The sequence below is a fragment of the Phormidesmis sp. 146-33 genome, assembly GCF_052939515.1.
In genome coordinates this window covers 83700-106759 of the sequence record NZ_JBJPHU010000005.1, presented here as the reverse complement: position 1 = coordinate 106759, position 23060 = coordinate 83700, and the positions used below count along the sequence as shown (strand labels likewise).

The following is a 23060-nucleotide window of genomic DNA, read 5'->3' as shown; positions in this document are numbered from 1 at the left end:
AAAACCGTATCTATCGAAACGAGGTCTGCCTTCCCAAACCAGAAGAGTTTCTCAACCTAGCAACTGCCTTCTGCGTCAAAACTAAAAGTCTCTATTCATGCCTCATGCCTCATCCCTATTCTTAAAAGTCCGACGCATCACCCACTGCATCAAATCAGGAAAAAGCCGATTGGACACGAGAGAAGGATTAGCAGAGCCGACAAGCACCTCTGTTCGTTTGTGTTTTACAGCTTCCCAAACGGCTTTGGCGACATCTTCAGGCTTCTCGACTACAGGCACACTGAGAACTTGCTCAACCTGTTGACGACGATCGCTCTGGTCGGCCGCATCCTTACCCCGAAAGATAGCCCGCTCCAAAAAGTCACTTTTGATAATACTGGGATAGATTCCACAAACCGTAATGCCCTTGGGTGAAAGTTCTGATTGCAGGGATTGGGTCAGACCTGTAACCGCAAACTTAGCCGTACTGTAAGGGACAAGATAAGGAATCGGCACTTTGCCCCCGATCGAACTAATGTTGACAATGGTGCCGCTTTTTTGCTCCAGCAGATGAGGGAGTAGAGCGTAAATGGTATGAATATAGCCCCACAAATTGGTGTCGATCGCTTGATGCCAGTCATCCAGTGAGAAGGCTTCGGCGGGCCCCGAAATGTAGATACCTGCGTTATTGATTAATACGTCGATCGATCCAAATTCTGACAACGCTTGATCGACAAGATTTTTGACCTGTTGAGGATCTTTCACATCAGTCGGAACTGCCAACGTAGCGTGACCTGATGTTTTGAGTTCTTGCGCTAATGCAAAGAGTCGATCGCTATTTCGAGCCGCTAATACTGTGTTGTAACCCTTTTGAGCAAATAGCAGCGCGATCGCTTTACCAATCCCTTGAGAAGCCCCTGTAATCAGAACTGTAGAAGCCATATTTCTGCAATCGAAATGTAAGAGATATTATCCATTAGTTTGCCGAATTAGCTCAAGAAATCGTCTTACTTTTGTTAGATTCTGACGGCTCAAAAGGGTCGTATTCCACACAGAAAAGTTAGAGATAATTGAGTTGCATTCACTTAGAAAGAGAACCTTAATTTAAGTATTTGAAATGTCTGTCTTTGGGGGCGTTGGTGCTTTAGTTCCCCAGGGGGATAGCGCACTCAGGTTCACCCTATAGGATGGAAAGCGTTCAGAAAAGTTTATTAAGGGCCATACAGGAAACCACTCAAACCCACGCTTTTACGTGCAGACGGATTAACCTTATCAGGGCGAGCGTACTTCCTTCCTGTAGATGGACGGCCGCGAATCACCAAGCAATGTTAAAATTTGTGAAGATTTGGAATAGTGAATTTCTGCATAAACCTGCCTTTTAGACATTCTGCGCCCTGATTGTGAGTTGGGTAGTTCCTCTGAAAAGCCGCTCACAAATCTCAATCTCTTATCACTCAAAGTCGTCGATCACAAACTCTCGGCAACGGGAGCCAATCAGATTAGTGCGGCCTAAAAGTTTTGATGCAATCTCTCGTGGAGTAACAGTGTGTTTCAATCTCATCAGGCACTCATGCAGCCCCAACCGATCGCCAAAGGCGCAGGTGTTAATTTTGTAAGTCAGCCTTCCCAGCGTGGAGTTTTTGTCGCGGTTTTGGTGATGGGCGTTTGGGCGATCAGTCTCTTGACGCTGTTGGCGATCGACCTTGATGGAGTACCACTTTGGGGAAGAATCGCTTTAGCAGTCTGGCAGACCTTTCTCTACACAGGTTTGTTTATTACGGCTCACGATGCAATGCATGGAGCCGTTGCTCCGCACAATCCCAAACTTAACAATCTAATGGGGTCGATCGCGCTGATCTGCTACGCGCTTTTCTCCTACAAAAAAATGATCCGAACTCACTGGCTACACCATCAAAGTCCGGCGAGTGAAACTGATCCCGACTTTCACAATGGCAAGCACAAAAACTTCTTCGCCTGGTATCTCTACTTCATGTTCCGCTACTGGAGTTGGACGCGCCTGCTGGGATTGATGGTGATTTACAACATAATGAGCTTTTTGCTGCACATTCCAGAAGCCAACCTCAACTGGTTTTGGGTGGCCCCAGCGATCGTCAGTTCCCTACAGCTCTTCTTCTTTGGAACCTACCTGCCGCACCGCGAGCCTGAAAGCGGCTACCAAACTGAAACGCGCGCCCAGAGCACTAACTGGAATAGTTTCGTCTCCTTTATCACCTGCTACCACTTCGGCTATCACGAAGAACATCACGAAAATCCTAACGTGCCCTGGTGGAGACTTCCTGAATTGCACCGCGATCGTCAAGCAGCAGTCTAGTAGACCTCACTATGAGTTTTGTAACCATTTCCCTGGATGGGAGAGAACCTCTTTCCTTTCCTGAAAAGGGATAAAAGAGTGGGTATAGTTCTTCAATCCAGACTGGTTCTTCAACCATTGCCCTGGGAATTAAGAGAGGCTGACTGCTAAACTCGTTGGTTAGAAATGCCTGGAGCTTGTTGGTTCTAACTTGAACTCTTCTTGAAGGGGGTTGGCTAATCTAGTGCTCTTGTGCTTCCCTTTTAAAGGACGCTGCGATTGAACCAATCCATTCCTGCGTTTGTAAAATTAGGTTTCAATCGTGCCTAATCTGCTGATGCCCCTCGCTAGAACTGACTCATGAATGACTTCCCGGAGTTCTCTCAGCACGGCTACCAAGTCGAAAAAGAACTAGGTCATAATCGTGCTGGAGGTCGTGTAACTTATCTTGCTACCGAGATTGCAACTGGCAAACAGGTAGTGATTAAGCAGTTTCAGTTTGCGAGAGCGGGTTCTAATTGGGCAGATTTTGATAGCTACGATCGTGAAATTCAAGTTTTGCGCGGGCTGCATCACGATGGCATTCCTCACTATTTGAGTTCGTTTCATAGCGATAGTGGGTTTTGCATGGTGCAAGAATTCAAAAATGCGGACTCTCTGGCTGAAGTGCGGAGTTTTAGCCCCAGTGACGTTGAGCAGATTGCGATTTCTGCCCTGGAGATTCTAATTTATTTGCAAAATCGCATTCCCCCCGTTATTCATCGAGATGTTAAGCCAGAAAACATTTTGGTCGATGATCAACTCAATGTTTACCTGGTAGATTTTGGCTTTGCGCGGATTGGCGATGGCGAAGTGGGCATGAGTAGCGTCGTCAAAGGCACTCTCGGCTTTATGCCCCCCGAACAGTTGTTTAACCGTCAGCTAACCGAAGCGTCTGATCTCTATGGGTTGGGCATTACGCTAATCTGTCTATTAACCAAAACCAAGACGACCGAAGTCGGAAATCTAATCGACATCACCTATCGAGTCAGCTTCAAACATCTGGTGCCAAAACTGAGTCTATCCTGGACAAACTGGCTAGAAAAAATGGTCGAACCCAGCGTCAAGGCTCGATTTTCAAATGCCAAAGTGGCCTTAGAAGCGCTGCCTGATCACCCCATGCGGCTGCCAGATGCTCGATTGAGTCAGTCTACGCTAGAGTTTACGGTCAACCGACCCGGAGAAGTCTTAACCCAAACGGTGACTGTCACCAATCTGATCCCTGATACTTTATTGCAGGGCAGATGGCAGGTTGCGTCCCATCCGAGTGATCAGGCTCACCCCTGGATCACCGTTGCGCCTGCTCAGTTTGAAAGTAACCACGCAGACTGTGAGATTTCGATTCATAGCGATCGCTTGATTCCCAACAAACTTTACGATCGCAAGCTGCTTTTACACGCCAATACCGCTACTCAAACCTATACGCTGACTCTGCACATTCGCACTAGTCCGATTCGTCTCAAGCTCAGAAGTGCAACAATGGTGCCGCTGGTGGTTCTCAATGCTTTTGCGATCTCGACTGCCTGGTTAATTTCATCGATCGCTCTGATTACCGGAACCGTGGCTTTAGCCTCCTCTGGAGTGATTTTAGGCACTGCTGCTGGGGTCGCCGTTGGATGCGAGGTTGCCGCCTGGATGTTGTCTGTCGCGGGGGCATCTTCTGGCGCAAATGCAGGGGTGATTGCGGGCGTAGCCACGGGCGTTTTGACGGTTCTGATTGCGCTGACGCAGACGATCGCCCTGCCAGGAGCCGCGCTCTTAGCGGGAGTAGCGATCGGGTTTGTAGGCGGAGGCATTTTGGGGGGAGCAACTGGCGTTGTTGTCGAACACTTTGTCAGTCGCAAAATCAAACCAGAAGCGGCAACGCTCATTTCACTGCTAACGACTGCCTTTGGGGTAAGTTTGGGGTTGGGGCTGACGTTTGGATTTTCGGCTTCGGTTGTTCCAGTTGCGATGGCGGGGTCAGGCTTGCCGTTGGGATTTTTGCTGGTGTACGGGTTGATGCAGCGGGTTAGAGTGTTTAACAACAATCGGCGATCGGAGCAACACTTAATTCGCCCTTAATTGCGGTTGAGCTTTTGAGTTTATACTCACGCTTGAAACGCATCTCCTCTGATCTCACGTATCTGCTTTAGCGAAGTCTGGGGGCGCTGCTTGAGAAGACCGTACTTGAGCATAATCAAGATTTTTCCTTGTAAGTAGTGAAGCTCGCCACCTCGGTTTCCAATCAGTAGCAGAGATGCATAGCGCACCAGACTTTTGAAGAGCGCTGTCAGATCAGTTAATAGATCACTCTTTGCCTTAATCCTCATATAGGCATAAGTCGCTCCTTCCGAAAGCAGCCTTTTGTTAAGGAAGTTTTGGCTTTGTCGGCTTAAAGGAACAGGATGATAGACCACGCAAGCAGGGTTATAAACCAGACTGTAATTACTCTGTTTGAGGCGAAGCGCGAGTTCGCTGTCTTCTCCATAAATTTGAATTTCTCGACTTTTGTTGGGCCCCAAATCTTCGTCAAATCCAGAGAATTTTTCTAAGAGCGATCTACAAATTGAATAATTCACACAGGCGGGTAAAGTGTGTTCGGGATAGAGGCTCAACTCATCTCCTTGATCGTAAGCGGGCAAGAGATGTTCCCATTGAGTGGGAATGCTCCAGTTAGGGTTTTTGTCTTCATAGCAAGGGATGATCTTGCCGCCAAGGATACCGATTTTGAGGTCAGTTTGAGTAAACGTGTCCCGAATATTTTGTAACCATTGAGCATCGACCTGAGCATCATCATCGGTGAAAGCAATAATCTCACCTGACGCATTTTTCCAACCAATGTTTCTAGCTCTAGAAGCGCCTGAGCCTTCGTCTTTTAGATAAGTAATTTTGTTAGCTTGGATGAAATCTACCAGGGCATCGCGAGTCAAACAATTTTGACTTTGATCAACCACAATCACCTCAAAAGGTTGAATGGTATTCTCAAAAACTTTCTCAACTGCTTGAGCGATCGTCTCGTGTCGATTGGCCGTTGGAATCACAACGGAAATGGTTGCAGCGGGGGTGCTGTCTCCTCGATCTGAGCCTTGGTTCAATGGAAGTTCTCCGACTACTATCGCTTGTGGAAGATATAGAAAGATTTCTCCATGACATTGTAGACATAAATACTGGGATTATATGTTACCCGCATCACAGTCTGACAGGATGTTTGAAGCTTCTGGTTATCTAGAGATTAAATTTTGGTAATTGGAGCAAAATATCTCTGCGTACCTTCTTTAGAGTGCTGGACAATTGAGCGTCCAACCTCATCTGACAGAGAGAACAGACCCCATCTTTAGGTAGAGTTTGCTCTTCTCTACAAGATGAATTTCTTTGCGATCGTCTCTCTCCCATCTTTTGAGCAGAAATGGCACAATGCAGGGGAGACGTTACCTGCGATCTCATCGAGTTACCCGCAAGGGGTCGCTTTGAGTTTGCTACAAGAAGTCGCGCCTTTGGTGATAGTGATGATGCAGCCGCTCCTCAAAACCGTTTCTCAGATTCATTACCCAGACAGCGATGGGCGACCGATGGCAGATAATACCAAGCAGTTTCGCTGGATTGTGACGATCAAAGAAAATCTAGAACTGCTGTTTGTTGACGATTCCAATATATTTGTGGCGGGTGATTTGCTGTGGTATCCGATCGAGGGCGACAACACGATTTGCCAGGCTCTTGATGTCATGGTGGTCATTGGCAGACCCAAGGGCGATCGCGGATCATATAAACAGTGGGAAGAAGACAACCTCCCTCCTCAAGTGACATTTGAGATTTTGTCTCCGGGCAATCGGCTCAAGGAAATGGTGAAGAAGCTCAAGTTTTACGATCGCCACCAGGTTGCCGAGTATTACGTCTATGACCCTGACGATAATGAGCTAATTGGCTGGCAGCGGGGCGAGCAACTCGAAATTATCGAAGAAACGTCAGGCTGGACAAGTCCTTCATTAGGAATTCGGTTTGAGATAACTTCAGAAACTTTGGAGATTTATCGCCCTGATGGAGACAGGTTTCTAGGTTTTACAGAGTTAGCTCAACTGCGCGATCGAGAGCGCCAACGTGCGGAGACAGAGCGCCAACGTGCAGAGACCGCCTTAACGGAGCTAGAAGCAGAACGCCAACGTGCGGAGACTGCTCTAACCGAGCTAGAGGCAGAACGTAGACGCAGTGATGAGTTGGCTGCAAGACTGCGAGAGATGGGGATCGACTTGAACGAGAGGGATGAGGGATGAGGGAGAACTTTGTTCCGCACTGCGAGGAGGGATGGGGATAAAGATTCAGTAGCTCGTCAAAATTAGATTGGTGAAATCCTGATGCGTATGACTCAGATCATCTGTCTTGCTAACGCTTTGAAATATGGCGATCGCTGCATTGCGGGGATTGATCCTACAACAGGTAGCTGGATTCGTCCGATTTCTGATTTGGCAGATGGGCGAATTACACCCGACATGAGACTGATTGATGGTCAAGAGCCTGAGATTTTGGATGTGTTGGAGATTCCTTTAAAAGAAGAGCCGAGTGAGACAGCGTTAGAAAATCGATCGCTCCTGCCGGGAGTCTGGAAACGAGTCGGGCGAGTTGCCCCAGCGGACGTTTTGCACTATTGCAGCCATGACGCTGAAATCTTACACAACGCTGAGAAGTATGTGACGGTGACGGCGCTCAACGCGCTTCCACTTTCAGAAAGGCGCACCGTTCAACTTGTCTATGCTCAAGAATTCTCGGTTAGCAGTAAGCCCAAGGCCCAAGGCGGACGATCGTGGAAAGGCTCGTTCGTGACCAAGACAGGAAAGATTTTAACGAATGCGATTATTACCGATCCCGTGTTGATCGATCACCTGGAGACAGGACATTCTCTACAAACGCCCTGTCTCGTCACCGTTAGTTTGGGAATGCCGCACCGACCTATAACCGGATGGCAAGGAGATGATCCCTGTTGGAAATTGATTACGGGAGCGATCGAGTTAAATGAACGTGAATTGGATGAAATTCCTCGCTGTAGCCACTCTAGGCAGCCCCCTAAATCCCCCAAGTTTGGGGGACTTTGAGCAAGAAATCCTGTCCGAAAGTCCCCCAGATTTGGGGGGTTGGGGGGCAGAAGCGTTAAATACCGAAGCGAAAAAACTCTATCGAATTCACGTTAATTTAACGCTCACCAAATCTTTGAATGCGATCGCCGTCACCCTACACCGCCCCCTGATTTAATTTCGGTTGCCCAGCATTTTGTCTCGCAGATGTTTGATTTTGTCTCGATATTTTGCGGCTTCCTCAAACTCTAGACTCTTGGCTGCTTCTTTCATCTGCGCTTCGAGTTGGACAATCAGATTAGGAATATTTTCGAGGGGAATGTCATCGGCTTGCTCGTAGACTTGATCGAGTTCTTGGGCGTTGAGGCGACGAGACACCTCCAAAAATGACAGAATCGAGTTGGCGGCTCGACGAGTAATGGGCTGAGGCGTAACCCCGTGTTTTTCGTTGTATTCCTGCTGAATTTCGCGCCGTCGTTCGGTTTCGCTGATCGCCTGAATCATACTGTCGGTCATGTTGTCGGCGTAGAGAATCGCCTGACCTTGAATGTGTCGTGCGGCTCGACCGATCGTTTGGATCAGCGATCGCGCCGCTCGCAAAAATCCTTCTTTGTCTGCATCCAAAATGGCGACTAGAGAAACTTCTGGCAAATCTAATCCTTCCCGCAGCAGGTTTACGCCGATCAGCACGTCAAACACGCCGTCTCGTAGATCTTGAAGAATTTCGATGCGTTCGATCGAGTTGATTTCTGAGTGCAAATAACGAACTCGGACACTTCTTTCTTGCAAGTATTCAGTCAAATCTTCTGCCATGCGTTTGGTTAGCGTCGTCACTAACACCCGCTCATTTTTTGGGACGCGATTTTGAATCTCAGCCAGCAGATCATCCACTTGCCCCTGAGTCGGACGCACAAACACTTCGGGATCAAGTACGCCTGTGGGACGGATCACCTGCTCGACAATACGATCGTCAGAAATATTCTGTTCCCAGTCGCCAGGGGTGGCAGACACAAAGATGCACTGATTGACCTTTTCCCAAAACTCTTCATTTTTAAGCGGACGGTTATCCGCAGCGCTGGGCAATCGGAATCCATGATCGATTAATACTTTTTTGCGCGCCTGATCGCCGTTGTACATCGCTCTGATTTGCGGTAGCGTTACGTGCGATTCGTCGATCACGAGCAGCCAATCTTTTGGAAAGTAATCGATTAAGCATTCCGGTGACTCTCCTGCTTTTCGTCCTGCTAAGTGTCTCGAATAGTTTTCAACGCCGTTGCAAAAACCAACTTCTCGCAAGACTTCTAAATCATATCGAGTGCGTTGCTCTAATCGTTGCGCTTCGAGTAATTTTCCATCTTTTTCGAGTTCTTCTAAGCGTTCTTTGAGTTCTGCTTCGATCGCATCACAGGCCGCCTCTAATCGATCTTCGGGGGTGACAAAGTGACGAGCGGGGTAGATGTTTACGCCTTCCATACTTTGCAGCGTTGCCCCTGTGACGGGATCAATGTAGCGAATTGCATCAATCTCATCGCCAAAGAATTCAACTCGAATGATCCGATCTTCGTAAGCGGGGCCAATTTCTAACACGTCGCCCTTGACGCGAAATTTGCCGCGACCCAAATCGAGATCGTTGCGCGTGTATTGAACCGAGGCCAAATCTCGCAAAATCTGACGCTGATTCATCTCTTCGCCCACCCTGAGCGGAATCGACGCATTCAAATACTCCGACGGAATCCCCAGTCCATAAATGCAGCTAATCGAGGCGACGACAATCACATCTTTGCGCTCAAATAGCGATCGCGTGGCCGAATGTCGCAGCATATCAATTTCATCGTTAATCGAAGCTGTTTTTTCGATGAACGTGTCGCTGACGGCGATGTACGCTTCGGGCTGATAGTAGTCGTAATAGCTGACAAAGTATTCGACCGCGTTATCCGGAAAAAACTGCCGCAACTCATTACAAAGCTGTGCCGCCAGGGTTTTGTTGTGCGCTAAGACGAGCGTCGGTTTGCCCACATTTTGAACAACACGAGCGATCGTATGGGTTTTTCCGGTTCCCGTTGCGCCTTTTAGAGTTTGGTAGCGGTGACGTTCATTCAGATTTTGGGTGAGGTGAGCGATCGCTTGAGGCTGGTCGCCTGCTGGCTCAAAAGGGGCTTGAATGTGAAAGTCTGGCATGTTGTTAAAAAGTCTGAATTTGCGGTGTTTGGCTCAAACTTGACAACCGATCGTTGGCATCAGCGTCGTCTTTAAGGTTCTGAGTTGCGTCCTGGGTTCAGATTCACCTTTGTCATAGTCAGACGAACTGAGTTTTCTCTCTCTATTGTAGGTCGATCGTTTCAGCCTTGTTTTTGCAGAATTTCTAAATGCACTCTAAGAATTCTCAAGCGGTTGCAGCAAATCTGACCAGCAATTTTAGTAAATTTGGACTATAAAGAAAAAGCAATTGTTCCTTATTTTGCTTCGGGCGCTGATGAAAAATTCTCCTAAGTCTAACGCCACTTCTCAACCAAGTGATCGGGCCGAAACTGACTGGAACTATGAAGCAACCGTTGCCGAAGTCGAGTCAATTCTCACGCAAATCGAGTCTGGTGAATTGGATCTCGCGGATGTCTTCGATCGCTTCTCAACGGCGGTTGAATCGCTGCGTCAATGTGAATCCTTTTTAGCCCAACGCCAAAAACAAGTTGATTTGTTGATCGAGACGCTGACCGACGAGCAAGAATTTTGACGTAATGAAGACGTAATGAATGGGAAGCTGAATCCTTTAAGCAATGCTGCCTCGTTTGCGCGTTTCTTTGTAGGAGGTGCCCACATTTCGCAGTCCAGCGCGGATCATTTGTTGTTCTAACAGTGCAAAAAAGCGAGAACGATCGCCCCCTCTGACCACGGCCTGATTGTGCGCTTCGGCCAATGCGACGGGGTAGCCATATCCCTTTTGCACCTGCGCCAACATCAAACTCAAAGCCGAATTGAGCAACGTCTGATCTTGTGCAACCCAGGCAGGGACTTCGACACGGGCAATCTCGCTGCCGACATGCACATAGCAAAAATGAATTGCATGTTCTCCATACAGATCCAAAATGCGAGCGGAGCTTTGCCACAGAGGGCTGCGTTGTCCAGGTTCGAGCAGTCTACCCCAGAGTGCAGTGTCTTTGAGCGGATCAAGCACCTGACAAGGCGGACGAGCCGTTTTATCAGCACAGTGAGTTGGGCAATCGGGCGCAAGATAAGGACAACTCTGTAACCTGAGAAAGTTTAACGCTTCACCACTTCGAGACGCACTGATATAGCCGACGATCGGGACTCCGGCCTCTCGCATCTGATCCCAGGCTTGCAAAATTGGCGTGAGAATCAAATTTCTAGCCTCTGTGGGCATCGGTTCAAGAAACCAGTAGATCAGTGAGCCATCCACCATTGCTAACGTCGGAGGCTTTGGAGTGAGGGGTGAGGGGTGAGGAGTGAGGGGTGAGGAGTGAGGAGTGAGGGGTGAGGTTCTGGTTTTGGGATTGGCCGATGTTTGGGTCGCAACCTGCGGGTAACTCGAAGCGACCCCTTGCGGGTAACTCGAAGAGATCGCCGTTACTAATTCTGCTAACACGGTTGCTTCGGAGGCGGTGCGTCGATAGCCCATCCATTCTTCGGTGCGAATGCCCCACTGCCGCGAAACATAGAGATCTTCTGGTTGATAAAAAACTTCGGGAAGGCTGTCTAGCAGGGGCAGTTTGCTTTGTCCATAGTGCAAAACGATGCGCCCAACGTTGATCAGATAGCAGTAGGCGATTTCGTGATGGCTGGGGGCGATTTGAGATCCATCGGTGGCGATGACCGTGTGAGCGATCGGAGCCACATCCACTTCAACTCGCGTGTCCAACGGTTCCACAGGTTCGGCGGCGGTGAAGATGAGGCGATCGCGCCAGGTTTGTTGATGTTCGACGAGTTCGGTTTGACGCAGGCGGGCCTGTTCGATCAAAGCTTGGGCGCGTTCTAGTCGCTGACGAGTGGCCACAGCCTCTAACGTGAGGTGTTGGCTGATGCCCTGCATTTGTTGTGCGAGTTTGGTCAGGTCAAGCATGGTACTTGGGCAGCGGAGGGAGGAGGGAGGAGAGAGGAGGGAGGAGGGAGGAAAGAATAGTTCCCATCGGTTTCAAAGGTTGTTGATATCTCTCACTTTGTTTTGATGGACTGATGGATTAATTCTATGACGCTTTTTGCAGTCAGTACACTTGATCGCCTGGTCTAATGCCAGGTTGAGAAGGCTTGAGTAAATTGCTGAAGTGACAAAAGATGAATGCGATCGCTCGCTCCAATAGACTGACGATCGCGATCGGTGTTGTAGCCCCAATCTGCTAAAAATAGCGTCACGTTTTCCAAGTTAGCCTGTTGCTCGATGCCTTGCAGGGTCTTCAATCGATCTTCGATAAACCAGATTGGGACGGGGCCATTTTTTTCGATCAGTTCTCGTAAAATTTGGGATTTTGGACGTTTGACTTCTTTGCCGTAAACCTGATCGTCTGTTAGTTGAATGCCTTGCTGACGGAGCAACTGTTGGATAAATCGCCCTTCTTTGGTGCTGATGATCACGGTTTGAATTGAACTCTCTAGCACGTCTGCCAACCGTTGCAAAACACCTGGATAAAAGCGATGTTCGGATAGCCAGCCTTCGAGATCTGAGGCAATCTGGCGATCGCGAATCTCGTCTACCAGTGCGCTGATCTGCATTGCTTCTACAGGGTCTCTAGTGGTGATTTGTAGGGCGATCGCTGCCCAGTTTTGCAAAATTTCGCTTTCTTCGATGCCCAACACCAACGCTCTGATCAACACAGGCATTTCCCATCCGGTTTCGACAACAGGACGCAGGCGATAAAACAGAGGCGATAAATCTTCTCTTGGTGTGGCATCTTGCCAAATTTGAGCATAAGCCTTCCAGGCCGTCTGAAAGTATTCTCTCAGTCCGTCACAAATTACGCCGTCAAAGTCCAAAGCGAGAATGGTCGGATTCGCTGTCATCTTTTGTTTGCAAACTGCTGCAATCTCAGACTACATGCAGAACTCAAGCTTGACCGACAAATTGATTAAGATAGCGTTCTCTAGAAGTCGATCGCTCTTTGAATCCTGAACTTGAATTCTGAAAGTTAAGATTTCTAAAACTGGGGCGCTAGGATTCGAACCTAGGGATGTCGGGACCAAAACCCGATGCCTTACCACTTGGCGACGCCCCAATACGTGACCACAAACTAATATAACAGTATTCTGGCGAAATGTGTCAAGGGAAATCTGAGAAGACAGAAAGAAGGGCGAGTGTAGCGATCAGTACGCCAAAATTAGTCTAATTTGCTTACGATCAGGGGCTAAGGATCGAGAATTAAATCACTCTTAATTCTAGCTGGCGGTTCAAACCGCGCCTACAAGAGCGAAGTCTGCCTTCGTAGATAGAAAAACTAGAAAAACGTCAACACGGCGACAATAATGGAGAGAAGCTGGATGGAGGATGACGAGTGTGAATGCAGCCGAACAAGCGATCGACCTTGAGACTGCCAGCAAAATTGCCACCGTAGTCAACTTGTTTAAATTAGAATTTCCGGATGCACGGGTCGATTTGAAGCCTTGGGCGAATGATCCAGACACGCGGGAGTTAGTCGATCCAGACTCGATCGATTTGGGGTTTCACTTTCCGGGGCGGAGTCGGCTGTTTCAAAGTCGCAGCATTTTGGTGCAGATTCGGTTTTATTCTGATTTAGAAATGAAGGCTAGACGAGCGATCGGAGTCGAAGTGGCTGGGTTTGATCATCAGGGCAAGCAATGGCGATTTTCTACGGTGCAGGATTGGAGTTTTGAAGGGATGAGTAGTCCGACTCCAGAGATTCGAGAACGTTTGAAGGGATTTTGCTGCAAGATTTTAGAAGTTTTTAATGAGAAAGATTGAGGACGGGAGAGAGACAAGAGACTGAAGTTTAAGAGTCCAAAGTCTAATGTCTGAAGTCCAAAGTCGTTTCATCAATTTCTTCGCTTGACTCCTCAAAATCGGGTTGCCATCGACAGTGGTTGAAGTTGACTTTACCGGATTGATTGAATTGCACACCTTCAGATTCGAGGAGCGATCGCTGGAGATAATCTCCCCCATTGCGAAACGGAGACTCAGAAATTTCGCCCTTTGCGTTGATGACTCGGTGCCAGGGAATGTCGGATTGCGTATCCACTCGAAATAGCGCGTAGCCGACGAGTCTAGCCCTTCCAGCGAGGTTGGCTAGTTGCGCGACTTGTCCGTAGGTGGCGACCTGTCCGTAGGGGATTTGGCGGACGATGGTGTAGATGCGATCGTAGCTAGACACCTTTTCTACAAGAGACTCTTTGCTAACGATAGATCAAACTGCTGATAACCCTCTGCTTTGCCTGTTAAAACTTCAAACGGCTTGTCGGGGTCTCCCAGGTGATTTAACACTAAAGTTGCACCCGAAAAGTCTTGGTGGTGTGTGTAATCGTTTAGCGTGACTACGGTTTTTAAGCCTGCTTGTAGGGCTGCCTGTAATCCTTGATAAGAATCCTCGATCGCCAAACAAGTTTCAGGCTGCAAATTCATCACTTCTAAGACATGAAGATACACGGCAGGATCAGGCTTTTTGTGAGGAACGACATCTCCAGCAGCGATCGTCTCAAACCAGCCGGGACTTTCTGATCCGAGCGTTGTTTCTAGCAGAGCCAAAACGTTATCTAAACTGCTTGTGGTTGCGATCGCTAGTCTGACTTCCTGTTCACGCGCTTCTTGTATCAGCCGTTTTACTCCCGGACGTAAGGGCATGACCCCCTCTCTCACGAGACTTTTGTAGTGGCGACTTTTTGCGTCGTGCAGCGTTTCGATAAAGTCTTCCAGTCCATTGGGTGGCTCAAACGACGGCTCATAGGTCTGAATGTAATACAGAATTCTCTCTTTGCCTCCTGCAACTTCTAGCAAATCGCCATAGAGGTCGATCGACCAATCCCAGTTCAGTCCTGCTTCTTGAAAGGCTCGGTTGAAGGCGACTCGGTGGCCGTCTCGTTCGGTGTCAGCCAGGGTGCCATCAATGTCGAAAATGAGGGTGAGGGGCATGGGGGGATGAGGGATGAGGGATGAACGTTCTGGTTTTGTTAGATTGGTGATCTAGTTTGGTATCAGTTTTTGCAACTTGTTGCTATTTTTTGATTACGACAAGCATCTTATTGAAAGTAGAGAATCTGGATGTCGAGAAACATCATACTGGAGTACATTTCAAACGGCTGCGAAATCCTTCTGTAGAGGATGCGCTTTAGTATGCTTACTTTGACTCTCATACCCAATCAATTTGTTAATGCTACAGATCCTTCGCCCCCTAAATCCCCCATTCTGGGGGACTTTGAGAATCCGAGACTTCTTTGGCTTGAAGTCCCCCACAAGTGAGGGATTTAGGTTGCTCTCCCAGATCTGTAGCACTCAAAGATCAATTTGGTATCAGAGTAATAAAATATGTTTCCAACTTGCGGAATGCTCATTTTCGATCGCGATTCTTTAATGAATATCCTTCCCATTCAAAAGACGTAGGCGTGATGAATTTAACTGGTTACAAGTCTGATTTTATTCGTGGTATTGTGGCGGTTTTAACAGTTTCGACTTGTTTGATTGCGGGAATGGCGATCGCTCCTTCTCGTGCCTTGAATCCTTCAGTTGAGCAGAGTTACCGGGGTCAGGGCCGCTTTCAGTTTCGGGAACAATCAATCCTAATTCAGAATATTTTCTACCGCTACACCAATGGCAATTCTAGAACGGTGCACATTAACTTAAGCAATGGTCGAGTTATGCAGCTTGAAGGAGTGTTGAGTCGATCGAATAGGCGGACGATTTTGACCATTCAAAGTGGCGGATTTACGGCCAATCGGGACGCAGATATGAGCGGTGAACTAACGCTAAACGTGATCAATGGCAAGCTGCGCGGCCTTAAAGGAAATCTCAGATTTGATAGTCAGCCCATTTCGATCGACTTTACCAGTTTGTGAAATTCAATTAGCAACGGGTTCCGCTTGTCGTCTTTTTGAGTTGGCTTGATGTTTTTCGGCTTGACGCGCTTGACGCTGGCGATCGACTTCTGTTTCTGGAATGAGTTTTTCCAGGGTGCGGGCGATGATGGGCAAAAAGCCAATGACTGCAACCACGCCGACGATATTAAACATCATTTGAGCGTTGGCAATTTGTCGTCCAACATCACTACCCGAAACTGCCTGTGCCAATTGAGCAAGCTGGGGCGCTAATAAGATTCCTACAAGGGCGCTGGCCAGATTAAACAGTAAGTGAAAGACTCCCGTCCGTAGTGCGGGGCTGCCTCGTCCGATCGTCGCCAACAGCGTATCTGCACAGGTTCCCACTTCTGCACCTAGCATGATTGCAATGCCAGCCGGAAGACCAATCAGCCCTGAGCCTGCCAATGTGACCACGATCGCAACCGTTGCAGAAGACGACTGAATGATGATCGTAAAGATGGCTCCCACCAACGCGCCCAAAAAGGGATTGCGGCCCAGGCGCTCCATCCAGTTGAGAAAGGGTTCATGGTCTCGGAAGGGTTCCATTGCGGTATCGATCGCTTCCAGTCCATAAAACATTAAGCCAAATCCCAGCAGCACAATGCCAAGAGATTTTTGATGAGAGGTTTTGCCCAAAAAGAAAACCAGCATTCCAGAAAACATCAAAATGGGAATATACAGCCCAATGTTGAGAGAAATAATCTGTGCGCCAACGGCTGTCCCGATATTTGATCCTAAGACAACACCCAGCGATTGAACAAAGGTGAGAATATTAGCACTCACCATCGCGATCACTAGAATGATGGTGACAGATGAAGACTCCAAAAAAGTGGTGGCGACGATGCCTGTAGCTACGCCTGCAAATCGGTTGGTTGTAAACTTACTAAGCAGATTTTTCATCCGTTCTTCGCCGACATCTTCTAACCCTTCGGCAAGTCGAGTTACGCCATAGATAAATAGGACTAACCCTGCGATCGCTCCCATTGCCATCTTAAAGAAATCGATTCCTTTAGTTTCTTTTTGATCGAGCGGAAGGTCAGGCTTGTTAGATCCGCTAGATTCCCCTTTTTGTTCGTCTTTTTGCTGGCTTTTGGGAGCGGATTGGGCAGCGGCAATCGACGTGAGGCTTGGAGATGAAGTCTGAGAATTTAAGGATGGCGGCGCGATCAGTAGCGTTAGAGTTAGTAGCGCGATCGCTAAATAATTGAGTACTTTCCTATTCAATCGCTTGAGAAAAAACATGATGATTCCTCACAATTTCTTGTGTTAAAGCTTCTATTGCAGTTGTGAAAAGGGTGCGATCGATTTACAGTCCGTCAGAATATGAGCAAGATACCAAGTCTTACAACTTCAGCCCTACAACTTGTTTGGAAGCGCTGATTATGAGTTAAACAAATGTCAATTGAACTAATAAAAGCACAGCAGTTCAATAGGATTAGAGTATTAGATCAATTTGATTTTAAGTCTCTTCTAAAAGAGGTAGTTTTCTATTTAATTTGGTTTAGAAACCAAAGCTTATTTTCTATTTAATCTTCTATTTAATCTAAGTTAATGACTTCTAAACTTGAGCTTAATCATTGTAAATTGATCCCCAACAAAGTGCTCAAAGTGATGTCAGTTTGGATGATTTCTTATACCAAATTGATCTTTGAACGCTACAGATCTTGCAGCCCCCTAAATCCTCCACGAGTGGGGGACTTTGAATGTAGGAGTTCCCCAGAGGTCAAGACTTTTCTAGGTTTCAAAGTCCCCCAGAATGGGGGATTTAGGGGGCGAAGGATCTGTAGCATTAACAGATTGATTTGGTATTAGAGAGTTAATTTTTTCGCTTTGGCGTTGCGTGTTTCTGCCTCCCAAGCTGCCAATTTTAGGGAACTTTAAGAGAAGATTTTTGGCTCAAAGTCCCCATCGAATTCACGGCTTCAGGGGTTTGTAATTTGCGAAGGCGGATTTTGTTCTCGTCGCTGCGATTTGAACCGCCAGGCAATAAGTGACAAGTTTTTAGGGGGTCGATCTCTTCGAGTTGCCCGCAAGGGGTCGCGATGCGGCTTGCCCCAATTCTTCTCGAAGCATTTGTTTGTAGATGCTGGGCAGTTCAGCTGTATTGGCGTTGTCTTCGATTCCATAGCCGAGACTTGTCCAGGTGCCAGAGAGCCGCTGTAAAACGGTGTTGATTTTTCCTTTTTTGAGCAACTGACGCAAATCTACGCCCCACGCCTGCGAGTCACTTAGCCATTGATAAACGACTTGATCTTGATATTCAGGCTCAAAACTATAACTTTGCCAAAAAAACATTCTCGGTGGGGCAGGGTGATAGCGTTGGGCTTGCTCAATCCAGGTGGTGGTGATGAATTGATAGCGTCCCGCCGCCGTCGAGCAGTTTCCTGTGTTGGGGCCCGCGACGATCGTCACACAGCGATCGGGATGATGGCTCAAATTGCTGATATGGTCTCCGCCATAAATCACCGTGTAGGGGCTACGCACATTCGACTCACTCGCCGAAATCGTTCGCATCAAAGCCCGAATATAAGGATCGCCGCCCCGCATCACCAAAGGAGCCTTGGCACCAGGGGCCGAATCTGCAAACCACGAAGAAGGACGCTTTCCCGCCATGTGCATTACTAAAAAGATCACGCCCAGCAAGATCACACTGCGAGCGAGCAGGTTTCCAACAAATTGTTCTAAGCCATCTGGTTTGGACTCAGGATTTGCCATAGGTTGCGATGAGGTATCTAAAACGGTGCTAGAGCCAATTACTCCGAAGCATTCTAACCTTAAACTCATCAGTCACCACTTCTCTAACGGTCGGTTCACCAAGTTGACACTTTTAGTCCAGTGTTCAGTTCGATAGCGTTCTTTGCTTCGCTGTTTGGTGCTTCTGCCCCCAACCCTCCAACTTGGGGAGACTTTTAGCCAGAGGTTCTGATTCAAAGTTCAGCAAATTCATTGAGTTCACGCTGTTTAGAACACGATCGTTCCGTTCTGAGATAGAAGTGTTGGACTCTAGAAGTGGATCGTTTCGATCTCAAATAGAAAGATTGGACTGTAGAAGTGGATCGTTCCGTTCTGAGATAGAAGTGTTGGACTGTAGAAGTGGATCGTTCCGTTCTGAGATAGAAGTGTTGGACTCTAGAAGTGGATCGTTCCGTTCTGAGATAGAAGTGTTGGACTGTAGAAGTGAATCGTTCCGTTCTGAGATAGAAGTGTTGGACTCTAGAAGCGGATCGTTTTGATCTCAAATAGAAACGTTGGATGGCTGGAGGTCGATCGTTCTGTTCTGAAATAGGAACGTTGGGTTGTGGAAGCGGATCGTTTCGATCTCAAATAGAAAGGTTGGGTTGTGGAGAGCGATCGTTCTAATTTTTTCATCCCTCCTCCCTCCTCCCTCCTCCCTCCTCCCTCCTCCCTTCCCTAGCCCGTCATTCGACTCAGCAAGGGAGCCGCACCGAGAAGCGCTTGAGTATAAGGGTGTTGTGGATGTTTGAAGAGCGTCTGTGTGTCACCGAGTTCGACGATTTTTCCAGCATTCATCACGGCGATACGATCGCAAAAAAACCGCGCCACCCAAAGATCATGCGTAATAAACAGATAAGTTAGATCAAATTCGGTTTTCAACGTTTGCATCAGTTGCAGCACTTGAGTTTGCACCGTCGCGTCTAACATGCTGACTGGCTCATCGCAGATCAAAAGTTTGGGACGAGTAATCAAGGCACGCGCGATCGCGACTCGCTGTTGTTGTCCGCCCGAAAGCTGATTGGGATAGCGATCGTAAAACTCTGCTGGCGACAAGCCCACTCGCTCTAACATCGACTCGACTTCTTGTTTGGCCTTTTCTAGCGTAGCTAATTGGTGAATCAATAACGGATCGGCCACGCTTTGTCCAACGGTCATTCGAGGATTGAGACAGGCGTGCGGATCTTGAAACACCATCTGAATCTGACGGCGCTGTTGTTGAAGCTGGGCGCGATCGAGCTTTGTCAAGTCCTGCCCCAAAAATTCCACGCCCCCGGAGGTTGGATGCAACAGTTGCAAAATCGTTCGTGACAGCGTACTTTTTCCGCAGCCCGATTCTCCGACCAAGCCCAAAGTCTCCCCGGCGTAGAGTTCCAATGTGATGTCATCGACGGCTCGGATCGTTCGATCAGTCTGAGAAAACAAGCGATCGAGCAAATTCTGTTCCAGCGCGTAGTGCTGTTTGAGATTTTGTAATTTCAGAATAGGTGAGGTGTGAGGCGTGAGGCGTGAGGACTCAGATTTGGCTTGTTGTTGAAGGTGGAGGGCGGCGTTGAGCAGCGATCGCGTGTAGTCGTGCTGAGGTGCTTGAAAGACGGATTGTGTCGTGCCCGTTTCGACAACTTTGCCATCGTACATGACCGCGATGCGATCGCAATATTCGGCAACCAGGGCCAGATCGTGGGAAATCAGCAGCAGTGCCATATTCCGCTCACTACACAGTCGAGTCAGTTCTTGGAGAATTTGAGCCGAAATGGTGACATCCAGACTGGTCGTCGGTTCATCCGCCACGATGAGTTTGGGATTTAATAACAGAGCGAGGGCGATCGCGACTCTTTGCCGCATTCCTCCACTAAACTCATGGGGAAACTGTGACCAGCGGCTTTCGGGAATGTTGACGGCGCTAAGGGTGGCGATCGCTCGTTCCTTAGCCTGTCTTGTCGAAAGGGTTGGCTCGTGGGCTTTGAGGGTTTCTAGACAGTGATCGCCGATCGACATCAACGGATCAAGGCGCGTCATTGGATCTTGAAAAATCAGCGCAACGGCTTCTCCTCGAAAGCGACGCAACTGAGCAGGCGACAGGTCTAAAACCGAATCTCCTTGAAAGCTGACTCGTCCCCCAACTCTGGCATCCGAAGAGAGCAACCGCATCGCGGCCCGTCCCAATGTGGATTTACCGCAGCCTGATTCTCCGACCAGTCCCAGACGATCGCCCGGCTGCAAGACAAAGGACACATCATCCACGACATTCTTTTGCCCTTCGCGGTAGGCCACACGCAGATTTTCAATGCAGAATAAGGGTTCGCTCATCGTCAGCAATCCGTTTTCCGCTACTTTACCAGACCTGATCGTGATTCCGATCGTCCCCTTAATCTTCGACCTGATTGACTCGACGCAGACTCAAGACATCGGTCATCTTCTTGATCTGAGCAAAGGTATGTTCGAGTTGAGCATGATCACAGATGTCGATTCCCAAGTCGATCACAGCCGTCTGATCGGGAAACGTCCTCACTTGAGCATTGCGAACGTTGATATTGTTGTCGGTTAGACGCGAGAGAATATCCTTGAGAACGCCAACGCGATCGATGACTTCAATCTGAATGCAAACGGGATAAACCTGCGGTCGGCCGCCATTGTGAGTTGTCTGATTCCAACTGACGGGCACCAGACGATCGCCATCGACCTGATCCACATTCGGGCAGCCCTGACGATGAATGGAAATGCCCCGATTACTGCGAGTGACTGCGCCAATGATCGCTTCTCCCGGCACCGGATTGCAGCAGCCCGCGACGTGATACAACAAACCCTCCACACCTGCGATCGGTGACTTGCTAGAGGGGGCAGGCGGCAGCGATCGTAAAGTGGAGGGCAGCGGCAGCAAAATCTTAGAATCGAGATTATCAGAAAGTTTGGCTAAAGGCTGTTGAGCTTTGACGGCTTCTCGAATGCGATTGATAACCAGATTGACGGTAATTTCGCCATAGCCGACGGCAGCTAACAAATCTTCGACGCTGTGGTAGTTACATCGCTCGGCAGCGGTGAGCATCGGGGCAGACTTGAGCAGCGCTTCAAAGCCATTTTTGCCCAATTCTTTTTCTAACAACTCTCGCCCACGGGCCACATTTTCGTCGTGATGCGATCGCTTATACCATTGACGAATGCGATTTCTGGCTCCCGTGGTGACGGTGAAGTTGAGCCAATCGAGGCTGGGGTGAGAATTCTTTTGGGTAATAATTTCTACGATGTCACCGTTTCTCAACGTCGTATCTAGCTGCACCATGCGACCATTGACTTTAGCTCCTGCACAGTGGTTGCCAACTTCGGTGTGAATGCGATAGGCGAAATCTACGGGGGTCGATCGCGGACTCAGAGAGACGACTTCTCCGCGTGGCGTAAAGACAAATACATCACCATCAAACAGATTGTCTTTAATGCTTTCGAGGTATTCTTGCGCGTCTTTGAGGTCGTTTTGCCAGTCGAGAAGTTGTCGTAGCCAGGTAAATTTTTCGTCGGTGGTGGTCAGGGCACTGTTAGAGCCGCCTTCCTTGTATTTCCAGTGGGCGGCAATCCCATACTCGGCAACGTGGTGCATTTCCAGAGTACGAATCTGAATTTCTAGCGGTCGTCCCTGGTCGCCGATGACAACAGTGTGAAGCGATTGATAGCGGTTGGGTTTGGGCAGTCCGATGTAGTCTTTAAAGCGTCCGGGAATGGGACGAAAGCTGTCATGAACGACGGCCAGAGCGCGGTAGCATTCATCATTGGTTTCGACAATCACCCGAATTGCCGCCACGTCATAAATTTCTTCATAGCCTTTTTGCTGGCGCTGCATCTTTTGATAAATGCCATACAGATGCTTGGGACGGCCGCTAATTTCGACACAGTGAACGCCGAGTTGATCTAACCGCTCTTTGAATTTGTTGGCCACATCGCTGAGGCGGGTTTCTCGATCGATGCGCTTCTCCGCTACCAATTGCTGAACTTCGCGATAAGCGTCATTTTCGAGATATTTGAACGCCAGATCTTCGAGTTCCCATTTGAGATTGCCGATGCCTAGACGATTGGCGAGGGGCGCAAAGATTTCTCGCGTTTCCAAGGCAATCCGGCGGCGTTTTTCATCGGGTAGATGTTCGAGTGTCCGCATATTGTGCAGGCGATCGGCTAGTTTGACGACGATCACGCGGATATCCTGCGCCATTGCCAAAAACATGCGGCGAAAGTTTTCGGCTTGACGTTCTGTTTTGCTGGAGAAATTGAACTTAGAAAGCTTGGTTACTCCGTCCACTAGCAGCCGCACCTCTGCCCCAAATCGCTGCTCGATCTCTTCGGGCGTGACCTCCGTATCTTCGACCACATCATGCAAAAATCCAGCCGCAATCATGACGCTACTGCCGCCCAAATCGCGCAACAACCCCGCAACCGCTACGGGATGAGCAATGTAAGGTTCGCCAGAGGCTCGATACTGCCCTTCGTGAAGCTGATAGGCAAAGTCAAAGGCTCGACAAATCAGATCGTTGTCTTTAGGAATCTCGCCCGCAGAGAGTGGGGGTTGCTGAATGAAACACTCGCGCAACCAATCTGGAGGCGTGAAGTCAGTGGTAGGAATGATAGAAGCCGCTACGTTCATGCTGTCAGGCTCGGAGAGTTGGGATCGGAGACTTAACTAAATAACGAATGATTCTACTGCAAGAGTGTATACGAATATACATTTAGTCGCTTTGAAAGTGAAGAGTTCTAGCAGAGCTAAAAGCGTGCCAGGTTCATTCACGAAACTAACTGAGCAAATGAGAGACTGCAAAACAGCGATTCTTGGTCAGACGCTAGAAGATTTGCCGAGTTATATCAATTAAAGGGTGAATTTTTTGACTGTCTTAGGGTCAGACTGGTTTTATGCTCATTCTATCAATTGGAATAAGTTTCCTTAC

At 48.4% G+C, this 23060-nt stretch carries 19 protein-coding genes and 1 tRNA gene; 8 read left to right on the top strand and 12 right to left on the bottom strand.

All coding sequences use genetic code 11. The annotated features are described in order from the left end of the window. Window positions 1–102 precede the first annotated feature (102 nt). Window positions 103–921 (bottom strand): SDR family NAD(P)-dependent oxidoreductase, encoded by an 819-nt coding sequence (locus ACJ2PR_RS03855; RefSeq protein ID WP_446875990.1) that lies wholly within the window; start codon window positions 919–921, stop codon window positions 103–105. A gap of 604 nt (window positions 922–1525) precedes the next feature. On the opposite strand from ACJ2PR_RS03855, the gene crtW reads away from it, so the two are divergent. Both crtW and ACJ2PR_RS03845 read left to right on the top strand, forming a co-directional pair. Continuing rightward, on the top strand, window positions 1526–2311 hold the full coding sequence (gene crtW / locus ACJ2PR_RS03850) for a beta-carotene ketolase CrtW (RefSeq protein WP_446875989.1): 786 nt from the start codon (window positions 1526–1528) through the stop codon (window positions 2309–2311). A 339-nt stretch (window positions 2312–2650) separates the two neighbouring features. After that, window positions 2651–4393 (top strand): serine/threonine protein kinase, encoded by a 1743-nt coding sequence (locus ACJ2PR_RS03845; protein WP_446875988.1) that lies wholly within the window; start codon window positions 2651–2653, stop codon window positions 4391–4393. A gap of 26 nt (window positions 4394–4419) precedes the next feature. Here ACJ2PR_RS03845 and ACJ2PR_RS03840 read toward each other — a convergent pair whose 3' ends face one another. Beyond that, window positions 4420–5406, bottom strand: coding sequence for a glycosyltransferase family 2 protein (locus ACJ2PR_RS03840; protein ID WP_446875987.1), 987 nt, complete (start codon window positions 5404–5406; stop codon window positions 4420–4422). Window positions 5407–5673: 267 nt separating this feature from the next. On the opposite strand from ACJ2PR_RS03840, the gene ACJ2PR_RS03835 reads away from it, so the two are divergent. The 3 genes from ACJ2PR_RS03835 to ACJ2PR_RS03825 all read left to right on the top strand — a co-directional run bounded on the left by ACJ2PR_RS03835 (window position 5674) and on the right by ACJ2PR_RS03825 (window position 7552). Next, complete coding sequence (locus ACJ2PR_RS03835; RefSeq protein ID WP_446875985.1) at window positions 5674–6579, top strand: Uma2 family endonuclease; 906 nt, start codon at window positions 5674–5676, stop codon at window positions 6577–6579. Window positions 6580–6666: 87 nt separating this feature from the next. Further along, window positions 6667–7395, top strand: a complete 729-nt coding sequence (locus tag ACJ2PR_RS03830) for a dual OB domain-containing protein (RefSeq protein ID WP_446875984.1) — start codon at window positions 6667–6669, stop codon at window positions 7393–7395. Then, window positions 7382–7552 (top strand): hypothetical protein, encoded by a 171-nt coding sequence (locus ACJ2PR_RS03825; protein ID WP_446875983.1) that lies wholly within the window; start codon window positions 7382–7384, stop codon window positions 7550–7552. Before ACJ2PR_RS03830 ends, ACJ2PR_RS03825 begins: the two co-directional genes overlap by 14 nt. Here the strand turns inward: ACJ2PR_RS03825 and uvrB are convergent. Continuing rightward, complete coding sequence (gene uvrB / locus ACJ2PR_RS03820; protein ID WP_446875981.1) at window positions 7549–9552, bottom strand: excinuclease ABC subunit UvrB; 2004 nt, start codon at window positions 9550–9552, stop codon at window positions 7549–7551. The genes ACJ2PR_RS03825 and uvrB overlap by 4 nt on opposite strands. A 295-nt stretch (window positions 9553–9847) precedes the next feature. On the opposite strand from uvrB, the gene xseB reads away from it, so the two are divergent. After that, window positions 9848–10105, top strand: coding sequence for an exodeoxyribonuclease VII small subunit (xseB, locus tag ACJ2PR_RS03815; protein ID WP_446858262.1), 258 nt, complete (start codon window positions 9848–9850; stop codon window positions 10103–10105). Window positions 10106–10141: 36 nt separating this feature from the next. Here the strand turns inward: xseB and ACJ2PR_RS03810 are convergent, their stop codons facing one another. From ACJ2PR_RS03810 to ACJ2PR_RS03800, 3 genes are all read right to left on the bottom strand, one after another. Further along, window positions 10142–11449, bottom strand: coding sequence for a DNA double-strand break repair nuclease NurA (locus tag ACJ2PR_RS03810; RefSeq protein ID WP_446875980.1), 1308 nt, complete (start codon window positions 11447–11449; stop codon window positions 10142–10144). A gap of 164 nt (window positions 11450–11613) precedes the next feature. Then, the gene (locus ACJ2PR_RS03805; RefSeq protein WP_446875978.1) at window positions 11614–12384 is read right to left on the bottom strand and encodes an HAD family hydrolase; all 771 of its coding nucleotides are present in this window, start codon (window positions 12382–12384) and stop codon (window positions 11614–11616) included. 140 nt (window positions 12385–12524) lie between these two features. Beyond that, window positions 12525–12596, bottom strand: a tRNA-Gln gene (locus ACJ2PR_RS03800). 269 nt (window positions 12597–12865) lie between these two features. Between ACJ2PR_RS03800 and ACJ2PR_RS03795 the strand changes: the two genes are divergently transcribed. After that, window positions 12866–13300, top strand: a complete 435-nt coding sequence (locus ACJ2PR_RS03795; RefSeq protein ID WP_446858258.1) for a hypothetical protein — start codon at window positions 12866–12868, stop codon at window positions 13298–13300. Between the two features lie 43 nt (window positions 13301–13343). Here ACJ2PR_RS03795 and ACJ2PR_RS03790 read toward each other — a convergent pair whose 3' ends face one another. Next, on the bottom strand, window positions 13344–13706 hold the full coding sequence (locus ACJ2PR_RS03790) for an MGMT family protein (protein ID WP_446858257.1): 363 nt from the start codon (window positions 13704–13706) through the stop codon (window positions 13344–13346). Between the two features lie 5 nt (window positions 13707–13711). Then, the gene (locus ACJ2PR_RS03785; RefSeq protein ID WP_446875976.1) at window positions 13712–14461 is read right to left on the bottom strand and encodes an HAD family hydrolase; all 750 of its coding nucleotides are present in this window, start codon (window positions 14459–14461) and stop codon (window positions 13712–13714) included. A gap of 473 nt (window positions 14462–14934) precedes the next feature. Here ACJ2PR_RS03785 and ACJ2PR_RS03780 point away from each other — a divergent pair, with 473 nt between their 5' ends. Then, the gene (locus ACJ2PR_RS03780) at window positions 14935–15381 is read left to right on the top strand and encodes a hypothetical protein (RefSeq protein ID WP_446875975.1); all 447 of its coding nucleotides are present in this window, start codon (window positions 14935–14937) and stop codon (window positions 15379–15381) included. A gap of 3 nt (window positions 15382–15384) precedes the next feature. On the opposite strand, the gene ACJ2PR_RS03775 is transcribed toward ACJ2PR_RS03780, so the two are convergent. The 4 genes from ACJ2PR_RS03775 to ACJ2PR_RS03760 all read right to left on the bottom strand — a co-directional run bounded on the left by ACJ2PR_RS03775 (window position 15385) and on the right by ACJ2PR_RS03760 (window position 22762). Beyond that, window positions 15385–16644: a Na/Pi cotransporter family protein gene (locus ACJ2PR_RS03775; RefSeq protein ID WP_446875974.1), complete on the bottom strand. Its 1260-nt coding sequence runs from the start codon at window positions 16642–16644 to the stop codon at window positions 15385–15387. A 759-nt stretch (window positions 16645–17403) separates the two neighbouring features. Continuing rightward, a complete protein-coding gene (locus ACJ2PR_RS03770) occupies window positions 17404–18186 on the bottom strand; it encodes a glycoside hydrolase family 24 protein (RefSeq protein WP_446875973.1) in 783 nt (260 codons plus the stop codon). 627 nt (window positions 18187–18813) lie between these two features. Further along, window positions 18814–20445 carry a dipeptide ABC transporter ATP-binding protein gene (locus ACJ2PR_RS03765; RefSeq protein WP_446875972.1) on the bottom strand — a complete coding sequence of 544 codons (1632 nt, stop codon included), beginning with the start codon at window positions 20443–20445 and terminating at the stop codon, window positions 18814–18816. A 58-nt stretch (window positions 20446–20503) separates the two neighbouring features. Beyond that, complete coding sequence (locus ACJ2PR_RS03760; RefSeq protein ID WP_446875970.1) at window positions 20504–22762, bottom strand: RelA/SpoT family protein; 2259 nt, start codon at window positions 22760–22762, stop codon at window positions 20504–20506. Window positions 22763–23060 lie beyond the last annotated feature (298 nt).